Annotated in this window: 11 protein-coding genes; 4 read left to right on the top strand and 7 right to left on the bottom strand. The window is 76.3% G+C overall.

Going from position 1 to position 12,769, the window contains the following annotated elements; genetic code table 11:
• Positions 1–40: 40 nt before the first annotated feature.
• Complete coding sequence (locus ABZ793_RS03185) at positions 41–1,678, top strand: hypothetical protein (protein WP_357451075.1); 1,638 nt, start codon at positions 41–43, stop codon at positions 1,676–1,678.
• Between the two features lie 115 nt (positions 1,679–1,793).
• On the top strand, positions 1,794–2,510 hold the full coding sequence (locus ABZ793_RS03180; protein ID WP_357451072.1) for a methyltransferase domain-containing protein: 717 nt from the start codon (positions 1,794–1,796) through the stop codon (positions 2,508–2,510).
• 85 nt (positions 2,511–2,595) lie between these two features.
• Here ABZ793_RS03180 and ABZ793_RS03175 read toward each other — a convergent pair whose 3' ends face one another.
• Both ABZ793_RS03175 and ABZ793_RS03170 read right to left on the bottom strand, forming a co-directional pair.
• Positions 2,596–5,625 (bottom strand): bifunctional [glutamine synthetase] adenylyltransferase/[glutamine synthetase]-adenylyl-L-tyrosine phosphorylase, encoded by a 3,030-nt coding sequence (locus ABZ793_RS03175; protein ID WP_357451069.1) that lies wholly within the window; start codon positions 5,623–5,625, stop codon positions 2,596–2,598.
• Positions 5,625–6,392 (bottom strand): type 1 glutamine amidotransferase, encoded by a 768-nt coding sequence (locus ABZ793_RS03170; RefSeq protein ID WP_357451066.1) that lies wholly within the window; start codon positions 6,390–6,392, stop codon positions 5,625–5,627. The genes ABZ793_RS03175 and ABZ793_RS03170 overlap by 1 nt, the downstream gene beginning before the upstream one ends.
• A 225-nt stretch (positions 6,393–6,617) precedes the next feature.
• On the opposite strand from ABZ793_RS03170, the gene ABZ793_RS03165 reads away from it, so the two are divergent.
• The gene (locus tag ABZ793_RS03165) at positions 6,618–7,493 is read left to right on the top strand and encodes an LD-carboxypeptidase (protein ID WP_357451478.1); all 876 of its coding nucleotides are present in this window, start codon (positions 6,618–6,620) and stop codon (positions 7,491–7,493) included.
• A gap of 163 nt (positions 7,494–7,656) precedes the next feature.
• On the opposite strand, the gene ABZ793_RS03160 is transcribed toward ABZ793_RS03165, so the two are convergent.
• Positions 7,657–8,538 carry a virginiamycin B lyase gene (locus ABZ793_RS03160; protein WP_357451063.1) on the bottom strand — a complete coding sequence of 294 codons (882 nt, stop codon included), beginning with the start codon at positions 8,536–8,538 and terminating at the stop codon, positions 7,657–7,659.
• Between the two features lie 204 nt (positions 8,539–8,742).
• Between ABZ793_RS03160 and ABZ793_RS03155 the strand changes: the two genes are divergently transcribed.
• Positions 8,743–9,219, top strand: a complete 477-nt coding sequence (locus ABZ793_RS03155) for a hypothetical protein (RefSeq protein ID WP_357451060.1) — start codon at positions 8,743–8,745, stop codon at positions 9,217–9,219.
• Positions 9,220–9,367: 148 nt separating this feature from the next.
• Here ABZ793_RS03155 and ABZ793_RS03150 read toward each other — a convergent pair whose 3' ends face one another.
• The 4 genes from ABZ793_RS03150 to glnA all read right to left on the bottom strand — a co-directional run bounded on the left by ABZ793_RS03150 (position 9,368) and on the right by glnA (position 12,656).
• On the bottom strand, positions 9,368–9,742 hold the full coding sequence (locus ABZ793_RS03150) for a VOC family protein (protein WP_350707841.1): 375 nt from the start codon (positions 9,740–9,742) through the stop codon (positions 9,368–9,370).
• A gap of 223 nt (positions 9,743–9,965) precedes the next feature.
• Positions 9,966–10,661 (bottom strand): WYL domain-containing protein, encoded by a 696-nt coding sequence (locus tag ABZ793_RS03145; protein WP_357451057.1) that lies wholly within the window; start codon positions 10,659–10,661, stop codon positions 9,966–9,968.
• Between the two features lie 128 nt (positions 10,662–10,789).
• Positions 10,790–11,215 carry a DUF350 domain-containing protein gene (locus tag ABZ793_RS03140; protein WP_357451054.1) on the bottom strand — a complete coding sequence of 142 codons (426 nt, stop codon included), beginning with the start codon at positions 11,213–11,215 and terminating at the stop codon, positions 10,790–10,792.
• 91 nt (positions 11,216–11,306) lie between these two features.
• Positions 11,307–12,656: a type I glutamate--ammonia ligase gene (glnA, locus tag ABZ793_RS03135; RefSeq protein WP_350707837.1), complete on the bottom strand. Its 1,350-nt coding sequence runs from the start codon at positions 12,654–12,656 to the stop codon at positions 11,307–11,309.
• Between the last annotated feature and the right edge of the window lie 113 nt (positions 12,657–12,769).

Below are 12,769 nucleotides of genomic sequence, written 5' to 3'. Positions count from 1 at the left end.
GACATGCTGCCAGTACGGTGGTCGCGGTACGGAGGTGGGCATGCGGCGCAGTCGGGTGGTGGCGGTGGCCGCCGCGTCCGCCGTGCTCCTCGGGGTGACGTGTCTCGCCCTCCCGCCGACCGGTTCCGACCTCGCCGCGCAGGTCGCCCGGGCCGACTTCTTCGCCGCCCACGGCCTCGCCCCGGTCGACCTGCGCTGGTACGGCGGGGTCCAGCAGTTCGGCTACAGCCTGGTCTCCCAGCCGGTGATGGCGCTGCTCGGGGTGCGGGTCACCGGCGCGCTGGCGCTGGTGGCGGCGGCGACCGCGTTCGCGGCGCTGCTGGTGCGCACCGGGGTGCCGCGGCCACTGCTCGGCAGCCTGGTCGGGGTCGTCACCATCGCCGGCAACCTGGTCTCGGGCCGGGTGACGTACGGCCTCGGGGTGGCCTTCGGCCTCGGCGCGCTGCTCGCCCTCACCCTCCCCCGCGGCCCGGCCGCACCGGCCGGCTCCGGCCCGGGCCGGCGGGCGCGGCGACGGCGGCTCGCGCGGCTCGGGCTGGCGGTCGCCGGGGCGCTGCTGGCCTCGGCGACGAGCCCGGTGGCGGGCCTCTTCGTCGGCCTGGCCGGCGCGGCGCTGCTGCTCACCCGCCGGTACGCCGACGGCCTGGCGCTCGGCGTCGCGGCCGCGCTGCCGCTCGGGGCGACCGCGCTGCTCTTCGGCGACGGCGGCTGGATGAACATCAGCCGCACCGACACGCTGCGCGCCGTGCTGACCAGCCTGCTGGTCGCCGCGCTGGTGGCGTACCGGCCGGTGCGGGTGGGTGCGCTGCTCTCGGCGGCCGGGGTGCTGGCGGCGGCGCTGGCGCACACCCCGGTCGGGCTGAACGCCACGCGGCTGGCCGTCATGTTCGCCCTTCCGCTGCTGGCCGCCGCCGCCCGCCCTCCGGCCCGGCTGGTGCGGTGGTGGGCCCGACGCGGCCGGGGCGGGGCGCAGGGGCGGGGCAGGGTCCGGGGCCTGGTCGCGCTGGCCGCGCTGCTGGCGGCCGTGTGCTGGTGGCAGCCGCCGGTGCCCCCCGCCGACCTGCGCAGCGTCGACGACCCGACCGGCCGGGCCGCGTACTTCGCGCCGCTGCGGGAGTTCCTCGACGGGCAGCGGCTCACCGGCCGGGTCGAGGTGCCGCCGACCCGCAACTACTGGGAGGCGGCGAGGCTGGGCGAGGTGCCGCTGGCCCGGGGCTGGCTGCGGCAGGCCGACATCGACCGGCACCCCCTCTTCTTCACCACCGTCCCGGGCGCGGCCGGCACCGGGGTGCCGCTGACCGCCGCGAGCTACCGGGACTGGCTGGCCGAGAACGCGGTGCAGTTCGTCGCGGTGCCGGACGCCCCGCTGTCGTGGGTGGGGCGGGCCGAGGCCGAGCTGGTCACGGGCGGCCTGCCGTATCTCACGCCCGTCTGGTCCGGCCCGCACTGGCGGGTCTGGGCGGTCGCCGAGCCGACCCCGATCGTCGGCGCACCGGCCGACCTCGTCGCGCGGGACGGCGCCTCGGTGACCTTCCGGGCGCCGGCCGCGGGCACGGTGCCGGTCCGGGTGCGGCACAGCCGCTGGCTGACCGCCTCCGGCGGCGCCACGGTCGCCGCCGATGGTGACTGGACGGCGGTGACCGTGCCGCGCGCCGGGACGTACCGGCTGGGCAGCTGAGCCGGGCGGCGCCCGCCTGTTGCCGCTTCGGCAACGTTTCTTGCTCCTCCCGCCGCCGGCGCGCACGATCGACGCGACAGGTCAGCCGAGGGCGGCACACCAGGAGGGACGAGACGTGCAGCACGACGGAATAGCCGGGGAGCACCGGCATGCCCACCGGCACGACAGGACGGCGGCGCCGGTGGACGACCAGCGGCGGCACCCGGACGTGGACGAGGAGACCGCCCGGTACTGGGAGGAGCTCTACGGGCGGCGCGACCGGTACTGGAGCGGGCGGGCGAACCCGATCCTGGTCGACGTCGCCGGGCCGCTGCCCGCCGGCACCGTGCTGGACCTCGGCTGCGGCGAGGGCGGCGACGCGATCTGGCTGGCGGGGCGGGGCTGGCGGGTGACGGCGGTGGACGTCGCCGAGACCGCCCTCGACCGGGCGTCCGCAGCGGCTACCGAGGCCGGGGTGGCGTCCCGCATCGAGTTCCGCCGGCACGACCTCACCCGGACCTTCCCGCCGGGCGAGTTCGACCTGGTCTCCGCGCAGTTCCTCCAGTCGCCGCTGGAGTTCCCCCGGGGAGAGGTGCTGCGCTCGGCGGCCCGGGCCGTGGCCCCCGGCGGCCGGCTACTCGTCGTCGAGCACGGCGAGGTCCCGCCGTGGGGGCGGCATGCGCACCCCGACGTGCGTTTCCCCACCCCGCAGGAGACCCTCGCCGAGCTGGACCTCGACCCGGACCGGTGGCTCACCGAGCGGCTCGACGCCCCGCGCCGGCAGGCCACCGGCCCGGACGGCCACACCGGGACCCTCGTCGACCACGTGGTGCTGGTCCGCCGCCGCCCGTAGCGCCAGGTGGCGGCCGGACGGTTCCGGGCGGGCGGACCGGCCTCGGCCGGCGGGGCGGCCCGAGCAGGCGTCCCGGCGGGCCGGCTCAGGCGTCGAGGACCCGTTCCATCGCCGCGCGGGAGCGGCGGCCGGTGCGCAGGTACTCGTCGAGGAACTCGCCGGGATCGTCCCGGCCCAGCAGCCGCACCACCCCGGCCAGCTCGACGCCGTGCCGGGGCAGCTGGTCACCGGCCCGGCCGCGCACCAGCATCAGCGCGTTGCGGACCTGCGCGGCCAGGGTCCAGCCGGCCGCCATCTCGGTGGCGTCCGTCGGGTCGACCAGGCCCGCGTCCCGGGCCGCCGCGAGGGCGTCGAGCGTACGCGTGCCGCGCAGCTCCGGGACCGTCCCGGCGTGCCGGAGCTGGAGCAGCTGCACCGCCCACTCGACGTCGGCGAGGCCGCCCCGCCCGAGCTTGGTGTGGGTGGCCGGGTCGGCGCCCCGGGGCAGCCGCTCGTGCTCCACCCGCGCCTTGATCCGCCGGATCTCCACCACCTGCTCGCGGGTCAGCCCGTCGGCCGGGTAGCGGACCGGGTCGACCATCGCCTCGAACTCCGCGCCGAGGTCGGCGTCGCCGCAGACGAACCGGGCGCGCAGCAGCGCCTGCGCCTCCCACACCTTCGACCAGCGGGCGTAGTACTGCGCGTACGCGGCGAGGCTGCGCACCAGCGGGCCCTGCCGGCCCTCGGGGCGCAGGTCGGCGTCCACCCCCAGCGGCGGGTCGGGCGCGGGCATGCCGAGCAGCCGGCGCAGTTCCTCGGCGATCGCGTGGGCGGCGGCGCTCGCCGCGCCGGCCGCGTTCTCGCCGGCGTCGGCCGGGGGGTCGTAGACGAAGAGCACGTCGGCGTCGGAGAGGTAGTTCGACTCGTACCCGCCCAGGCGGCCCATGCCGATCACGGCGAAGCGCAGCCCCGGCAGGGGCGGCTGGGCCGCCCGGGCGGCGCGCAGCGCCGCGGCCAGCGTGGCGTCGGTGACATCCGCCAGGGCAGCGCCGACGGCGGTGACGTCGGCGAGGCCGAGCGCGGCCCGCCCGCCGGCGGGCCGGGGCGGCGACGGGGCCAGCGAACCGGCCCGGCTCAGCAGGTCGGCGCAGGCGACGCGGACCAGCTCCCGGCGGCGCAGGGCGCGGATCGCCCGGGTGGCCTCGACGGGGTCGGTGTGCCGGGCCGCCGCGGCGGCGAAGCCCTCGCAGAGCACCCCCCTCGGCCGGGGCGTCAGCTCGCTCTCCTCGGCCAGCATCCGCAGCGCCTCCGGCTCACGGGCCAGCAGGTCGGCGGCGTAGCGGGAGGAGGAGAGCACCCGGGCCAGCCGGCGGGCCACCGGCCCGGAGTCGCGCAACAGGCGCAGGTACCAGGGCGTGCTGCCGAGCTTGTCGGAGACCTGCCGGTAGTTGAGCAGGCCGCGGTCCGGCTCGGGGGCGTCGGCGAACTCGCTGAGCAGCACCGGCAGCAGGGTGCGCTGGATGGCCGCCGTGCGGCTCACCCCGCCGGTGAGGGCCTGGAGGTGCCGCAGCGCCCCGGCCGGGTCGGCGAAGCCGAGGATCTCCAGCCGGTGCCGGGCCGCCTCCGGGGTCAGCCGCAGCCCGTCGGCCGGCACCCGGGCGACCGACTCCAGCAGCGGCCGGTAGAGCAGTTTGGCGTGCAGCCGGCGTACCTCGGTGGCGTGGGTGACCCACTCGGCGCGGAACTCCTCGACGGCGCTGCGGCCCGGCGTGGCCGCATAGCCCAGCGCGGCGGCCAACCAGCGCAGCGCGGCCGGCTCCGTCGGCACGGTGTGGGTGCGGCGCAGCCCCTGGAGCTGGAGGCGGTGCTCGACGCCGCGCAGGAAGCGGTAGCCGCGCAGCAGCGCCTCCCCGTCGGCCCGGCCGACGTAGCCGCCGGCGACGAGCGCGCGCAGCGCCGGGACGGTGCCGGGCACCCGCAGCGACTCGTCGCCCCGGCCGTGCACCAGTTGCAGCAGCTGGACGGCGAACTCGATGTCGCGCAGCCCGCCCGGGCCACGCTTGATCTCGCGCTCCAGCTCCTTCGAGGGGATGTTGTCGATGATCTTCCGCCGCATGGCGCGGACGTCCTCGACCGCCTCGGGTCGCTCGGCGGCCCGCCACACCAGCGGGGCGAGCTGGTCGATCCACTCCCGGCCCAGCGTCAGGTCGCCGGCCGCCGGCCGGGCCTTGAGCAGCGCCTGGAACTCCCACGTCCGTGCCCAGCGCCGGTAGTAGGCGAGGTGGCTGGCCAGGGTCCGCACCAGCGGGCCGCGGTTGCCCTCGGGCCGCAGGGCGGCGTCGACCGGCCAGGCCACCAGCCCGCAGACGTGGATCAGCCGGGTGGCGACCGTGGTGGCCGCGGCGAGGTCGTCGTCCTCGGCGGCCACGAAGATCACGTCGACGTCGGATACGTAGTTCAGCTCGTCGCCGCCGCACTTGCCCATCGCCACGACGGCGAGCCGGGGTCGGGGGGTGCCCTCCGGCAGCTCGCCGACGGCGATCTCGTACGCCGCCGCGAGGGTCGCGTCGGCCAGCGCGGAGAGCGCCGCCATGGTCTGCTCCAGGCCCCGGCCGCCGGTCAGGTCGGCCGCCGCGATCCGCAGCAGCGCCAGCCGGTACGCCCTGCGCAGCACCGCCACCGGCTGCCCGTCGCCGGACAGGTCGAGCCGGCCCTCCGCGGTCGGCGCGAGCCCGTCCGGGGCGGTCCGCAGGGCCGGCCACTGGTCGGGGTTGGCGACCAGGTGGTCGCCCAGCGCCGAGGAGGCGCCGAGGACGGCGAGCAGCCGGTGGCGCAGCCCCGGATCGTCCGCGAGCGCCTCCAGCAGCGCCGAACCGGCGGCGGCCGGACCGGCGGCCCGGCGCTCGGCCTCGACGATGCGGTGCAGCTGGCGCAGCGCCAGGTCCGGATCGGCGGCGCGGGAGAGCGCGGCGAGCAGCTCCGCCGCGCGGTCGTCGGTCGGCTCCTGCACGTCCGGCCGCCACAGGCCCAGCCCGTCGGGGCCGAGCAGGTCGGCGGCGCGGGTGGCGCCGTCGCCGCCGACGATGCCGAACCCGTAGCGGGCGAGCCGTCCCGCGGCGCTGGTCGGCCGGCTCATCACTGCCCGAGCAGCGGCAGGCTACGGCGGGACGGGTCGTCGCCCAGCTCGCCGAGGGCCAGCGCGGCGAACCGGGCGGCGAACGGCTGCCAGACCTCCTCGACGTCGACCATCACCGCGTGGCAGGCCGCCACCACCAGGTCCGGGTCGTAGCCCAGCTCGGCCAGCAGCGTCGAGTCGGTGGCCCAGTCGGCGATCATCGCGGTGTCGCACTCGATGTGGAACTGCAGACCCCAGGCCCGGTCACCGAGGCGGAACGCCTGGTGCGGGTAGCGGGTGGAGGCGGCCAGCAGGGTGGCGCCCCGGGGCAGCTCGGTGATCTCGTCGGAGTGCCACTGGAGCACGTCGGGAATCAGCGGGACGTAGCGGAACAGCGGGTCGGCGTCGGCGGCGTCCCGCTTGCCGACCACGCCGGGCCCGACCTCCGGCCCGGACGCGCTGCGCTCGACCTCGCCGGCGTGGGCGGTGGCCAGCAGCTGTGCGCCCAGGCAGATGCCGAGGGTGGGCACCCGGTGCCGGACGGCCTTGCGGAGCAGCCCCTCGACGGCGGGGAACCAGGGCGCACCGGGTGAGCCGTCGGGCAGCGGATACGCCTGCTGCTCGCCGCCCAGCACCACCAGCGCGGAGTATCCGTCCAGGTCGGCGGGGAGCTGGTCGCCGGCGTGCGCGCGCACCACCCACAGGTCGAGACCCGCCTCGGTCAGCCACTCGCCGAGCCGGCGGACGTCGTCGGTCGGGTCGTTCTCGATCACCAACGCGGTAGCCACGACGTCGAGGCTAGCCGGTGACTCCGGCGGGCCCCGAACGCCTCCACCGGGCGGCGGCGGCCTCGACGGCCGACCGGACCGGGCGTCCCACGCTCGGCGGGGTTGGCCGACCGGTACGTGGACCACGCCCCGCCGCGACTAGGCTCTGCCGCTGTGTCCGACCACGCCAGCACGACTCCCGCCGCCGCGGTACGACCGCCGGTGCTGCGCCCCGGCGACACGGTGATGCTGGTGTCGCCGTCAGGGCCGACCCGGCCCGAGCGGGTGGCCCGGGGCGTCGAGCTGCTCACCGGCTGGGGGCTGCGGCCGGTGCTGGCGCCGAACGCGTACGCCCGGCAGGGTTACCTGGCCGGCGCGGACGCGCTGCGCGCCGCCGACCTGAATGCGGCGTTCGCCGACCCCGAGGTGCGCGGGGTGATCTGCACGCGGGGCGGGTACGGCGCGCAGCGGATCGTCGACGCGATCGACATGGCCGCCGTACGCCGGGACCCGAAGGTGGTCGCCGGGTTCTCGGACATCACCGCGCTGCAGTTGGCGCTGTGGCGGGGCGCGCGGCTGGCCGGCGTGCACGGCCCCGGGGCGGCCTGGCTGGACGAGCGCACCCCGCTGCGTTCGGCCGAGTCGCTGCACGCCGCCCTGATGACCACCGAGCCGGTGACGGTGACGGCCGTCGCCGAGGAGGAGACGTTCCCGGTGCGGGTGCCCGGGAGGGCCACGGGCCCGCTGCTGGGCGGCAACCTCTGCCTGATCGTGGCGTCGCTGGGCACCCCGGACATGCCGGACCTGACCGGGGCGGTCCTGTTGGTCGAGGACGTGCAGGAGCCGCCGTACAAGGTGGACCGGATGCTCACCCAGCTCCGCCGGGCCGGCGCGTTGGACGGGCTGGCCGGGGTGGCGGTCGGTCAGTTCACCGGCTGCGCGGACGGCTGGTCGACCAGCGTCGCCGACGTGCTCTCCGAGCGCCTCGGCGACCTCGGCGTCCCGGTCCTCGGCGGCCTGCCCGTCGGCCACGGCGTCGGCCAGCTCACCGTCCCGGTCGGCACCGACGCCACCCTCGACACGACGACGGCCACCCTCACGATCGCCCCCGCCGTCCGCTGACCCGGCTCCGGCGGGTCCGGGCGTCAGGTGGGCCAGCGCGCCGCTTTCCCGGTCAGGGCGTCAGGTGGGCCAGCGCGCCGCTTTCCCGGTCAGGGCGTCAGGTGGGCCAGCGCGCCGGCTTCCTGGTCAGGGCGTCAGGTGGGCCAGCGCGCCGGCTTCCTGGTCAGGGCGTCAGGTGGGCCAGGGCGCCGGTTTCCAGGGCGGCCCAGACCGTGCCGTCGGGGGCGACCGTGATGCCGTGCGGCTCGGCGGCCGGGGTCGGAAGGTCGTGGGTGACGATCGTGCCGTCCGGGGCGACGTGGCCGATCCGGTTGCCGCCCCACTCGGTGAACCAGCAGCCGCCGGCCGGGTCGGCGACGATCGCGTGCGGCCGGGCGGCCCGGTCCGGCAGCGGGTACTCGTCGATCCGCCCGTCCGGGGTGATCCGGCCGAGCTGGCCGGCGCCGATCTCGACGAACCAGAGCGCGCCGTCCGCTCCGGCCGTGATGCCCACCGGGGCGGCGCCCTCGGTCGGCAGTTGGTGCAGCGCCACCGCGCCGTCCGTGCCCATCCGGCCGACCGCGTTCGCCCGGTTGAGCGTGAACCAGACGGCCTCGTCCGGGCCGGCGGCCACCATCGAGGCGAAGCCGCCGCTCACCCGCAGCGGAAACTGGGTCACCTCCCCGTCGGTGGTGACGCGGCCGATCGCGTCGGCGGTCATCGCCGCGTACCAGAGGGCGCCGTCGGGACCGGCGGCGATGCCGCAGGGGCCGCTCCCGGGCGGGAGCGCGACGGCGCTCTGCTCGCCGTCGGTGGTGATCCGCCCGATCCGGTCGTCGCCGGAGCGGGTGAACCAGAGGGCGCCGTCGGGGCCCGGCGTGACGATCAGCGGCCGGCTGTCGGCCGCCACCGGCCAGGTGCGCAGGTCGCCGTCCGCGCCCACCCGGGCGACCGCGCCGGCGTGGACCAGCGTCAGCCAGAGCGCGCCGTCGGGGCCGACGGTGATGCCGTACGGGCCGGCGTCCGCCCCGGTGAGCGGCACTTCCCGGATCTTCGTCAACGCCACGAGGGTCACCTTCCGTCGTTGCTCCGCCCCGGTGGGCCTGCCGACCGCCAACCCTGACCGCCGGCGCGCGCCGCGGCAACCCGTTTGTCCGGCTCGGCGGGCGGATTGCCAGCTCGCTGACAGGTTCACCACGGCTTTCCTCCAGCCGGGTTGGTCACCGTCGGTGAGGTCATCGCACCACCCACCGACCCGATGGAGGACAGCATGTCCGGCACCATGAGGAAGAAGCACCTGCTGGCCGGCCTGGCCGCGGCCGGGGTACTCGGCGTGGGGATCGCGGCGCCGACGGTCGCGTTCGCCGCGGACGGCGGCACCTCGACGCCGAGCGTCAGCGCCAGCGGCAGCGCCAGCGAGAGCGGCAGCGGCAAGGACGAGCGGAAGCAGCAGCGGGCCGAGCGGCAGGCGGAGTTCGCCGAGGCCCTGGCCGAGGAACTGGGCGTCCCCACCGACAAGGTGACGGCCGCGCTGGAGAAGGTGCGCGAGGCGCGGAAGCCGGCCGACCGGCCCGAGCGGGGTGACTCCGCCGACCGGCAGGCCGCACTGAAGGAGCGCCTGGCGCAGGCGGTCGAGGACGGCAAGCTCACCCAGGAGCAGGCGGACGCCATCACCGCGGCCGCCGAGGCCGGCGTCTTCCCCGGCCCGGGCGGTCGCGGCGGGCACGGCGGCCCGGCCGGCAAGTGACCGTACGCCGTCCGCCCCGGAGACCTCGCCGGGGCGGACGGCGGCGGCTCCGGCCTCCGGCCGCCCGGCTCGGGCCGCCGGCCGCACGACTCACGCCGGCGCGGGCGACTCACGCCGACGCCGCACGGCTCACGCCGGCGCGGGCGGCTCAGGCGCCCGGTGGCGGGGCGAAGACGCCGACGTGGTTGCCGGCCGGGTCCGCCAGGTGGGCGAAGGTGAGCCCGTTGCCGGTGGACTTCAGCGGCACCAGCACCTTGCCGCCGGCCGCCTCGGCCCGCCGACAGGCGTCGGCCACGTCGGCCACCTGCACGTAGAAGATGGCGTAGTCGGGGCCCGCCCCGCCGGTGCCCCGGATCGCTCCGCTGATCCCCGCACCGGCGCCACCCTCGGTCGTCCGGTACGGCGCTTCAGCCGTGCCCTCCTCGGTGAAGCTCCAGCCGAACAGGTCGCCGTAGAACCGCTGGGCCTCGTCCGGCCGCTCGGCGCCGATCTCGAACCAGGTGACGGCGTTGCTGATGGTCATGTGTGGCCTCCCGTTCCCCGCGCCGGCCGGTCGACCGGCGCCGTCAGGAGAGAGCCTCGGCCCCGCCCGCGACACCGTCCTGTCGGTGTTTCTCCGGCGGTTCGGCCGGATTCCACACCAGCGGGCCGCAGCCGTGGCACGAGATCCGGCCGTCGCTTGCCGTACCGGCGGTCGAAGTCGGCGAACTGTCCGGCCGAGACCGACAGCGTCGCCACGCGCCGTTTCAGACCAGGCTGAGCCGGTGCACCCGGTCGTGCGGGATGTCGAGGTCGTCGACGGCCAGCTCACGCTCCGGCACCCGCTCGCCGAGGGTGGTCACCGAGGTGATCCGGTCGGTGCGGAACGCCCGGATGCCGCCGCGCAGCCGGCACCAGGCCAGCAGGTACCAGTGCCGGGGGTTACCGAGGAAGCCGAGCGGCTCCACGTCGCGCAGCGAGCCGGCGCCCGCCCGGTCGGCGTAGCGGATGCGCAGCACGCGCCGTGCGCGTACGGCGTCGGCGACCCCGGCCGGGACGGGCGTGACCGGCCCCTCGCCGATCAGGTGCACCCGCGCGGCCAGCCGATGGGCCTCGGCGGCGTCGGCGGCCGGCATCACGGCGACCAGCTTGCGCAGCGCGGTGCCGGCCGCGGCGCCGAACGGCGTGCCGCGCATGCGGTGCAGCGCCACCGCCAGGGCGACGGCCTCTGCGGGGGTGAGGTTGACCGGCGGCAGGGTGCGCGCCCGGTCGAGCGCGTAGCCGCCGGTGCGGCCCGGCTCGGCCCAGATCGGCACGCCCGATTCCTGGAGGGCGCCGATGTCGCGCTCGATGGTGCGGGTGCTCACCTCGAAGCGCTCGGCGAGCCAGCGGGCGCTGCGCGGCCGGGGCGACACGGCGCGCAGCTCCTCCACCAGGGCGTAGAGACGGTCCGTCCGGTTCACCCCCGCAACCTACGACGGGGGTGCGACGCGACCGCTCCGCCCGCGGGCCCTGTCGGCGCAGCCCGCAGACCGCGGTCACGGAGCGGAGCGGGACCGCTCCGCTCCGACGGAGCGCGGGGCGGACCGGCTCAGGCGATGCAGGCGCAGACGATCAGGGCGGCGCCGAAGTGGGTGGCGGCGCTGACCCGGGCCGCCGGATGCGGCTCGTCGGAGCAGATGATCTCGCCGAGCCTGCCGGGGGTGAGCAGGTCCAGCACGAAGAACGCCAGCGCCATGATGGCCAGCCCGATCAGGCCGAAGAGGACCGTCGAGGCCAGCCCCTTGGCGAAGTCGCTGTAGCTGGTCAGGATCGCGGTGAACACGATCCCGGCGATGCCGAGCTGGTTCGCGGCGAGCAGCAGCGCGGCGTTGCCGTTGCGCCGCACCCAGATCAGCTCCCGCAGCTTGCCGGGAGTGAGCACGTCGACCAGCCCGAACCCGGCCGCCATCAGGGCCACCCCGACGACCCCGAACACGACGCTCTGCCAGGCTCCGCTGAGCAGATCCTCCAGCACCGACTGCCTCCCCGACCTCTGCGCCCGGCGGGGGTGCCGGCGCGGTGATCGAGACGATAGCGGCAGTACGCCAGCGGCGGCAGCCCCCGCCCTACAGCGACAGGTAGCGCTGCCGCTCGTAGGGGGTGACCTCGCGGCGGTACTGCTCCCACTCGGCCCGCTTGTTGCGCAGGAAGAAGTCGAAGACGTGCTCACCGAGCACCTCGGCGACCAGCTCGGAGCCGGCCATCACGTCGATCGCCTCGGCCAGGTTCTCCGGCAGCGGCTCGTAGCCCATCGCCCGCCGCTCGGCGCTGGTCAGCGACCAGACGTCGTCCTCGGCGCCCGGCGGCAGCTCGTAGCCCTCCTCGATGCCCTTCATGCCGGCGCCGAGCAGCACCGCGAAGGCCAGGTAGGGGTTGGCCGCCGAGTCCGGCGAGCGGACCTCCACCCGGGCCGAGTTCGGCTTGCCGTAGGCGGGGACCCGGACCAGCGCCGACCGGTTGAGGTGACCCCAGCAGACGTACGCGGGGCTCTCGGTGACCCGGTCCGGCAGCGCCTGCGGGAAGAGCCGCTTGTAGGAGTTGACCCACTGGTTCGTGACCGCCGTGTACTCCCGGGCGTGCACCAGCAGCCCGGCGATGAACGCGCGGGCCACCTTGGACAGCTTCATCGGGTCGCCGGCGTCGTGGAACGCGTTGCGCTCCCCCTCGAACAGCGACAGGTGGGTGTGCATGCCGCTGCCGGGCTGGTCGGTGAAGGGCTTCGGCATGAAGGTGGCCTGCACTCCGGTGGAGAGGGCGACCTCCTTCACCACGTGCCGGAAGGTCATGATGTTGTCGGCGGTGGTCAGCGCGTCGGCGTAGCGCAGGTCGATCTCCTGCTGGCCGGGGGCGACCTCGTGGTGGCTGAACTCCACCGAGATGCCGATCCGCTCCAGCGCCAGCACCGCCTGCCGGCGGAAGTCGCGGGCCACCGCGTGGGTGGTGTGCTCGAAGTAGCCGCCGGTGTCCACCGGGATCGGCACCGAGCCGTCCATCGGGCCGTTCTCCAGCAGGAAGAACTCGATCTCGGGGTGGGTGTAGAAGGTGAAGCCCTTCTCGGCCGCCTTGGACAGCGCCCGGCGCAGCACGTGCCGGGGGTCGGCCCAGGAGGGGCCGCCGTCGGGCAGCAGGATGTCGCAGAACATCCGGGCGCTCTCGCCGCTGACCCCGCCCTCGAACGGGAAGACCTGGAACGTCGTCGGGTCCGGCATGGCCACCATGTCGGACTCGAACACCCGGGCGAAACCCTCGATCGCCGAGCCGTCGAACCCGATGCCCTCCTCGAAGGCCGCCTCCAGCTCGGCGGGGGCCACCGACACGCTCTTGAGCGTGCCCAGCACGTCCGTGAACCACAGCCGGACGAACCGGATGTCCCGCTCTTCCAGCGTACGGAGGACGAACTCCTGCTGACGGTCCACTTCCACCCCTCGCGACACTGTTGTCCGCCTTCGACCGGGGGCGACCCGGCCTGACCGACCAGTCTCCACCCGCCTCGTTACGCCGACGTTACGCGACCGGCCGGCGCGAGTCC

Source organism: Micromonospora sp. NPDC047465, assembly GCF_040643125.1.
In the GTDB taxonomy this organism is placed as follows: Bacteria; Actinomycetota; Actinomycetes; order Mycobacteriales; family Micromonosporaceae; genus Micromonospora.
This window is presented reverse-complemented; position numbering and strand designations above follow the sequence as displayed.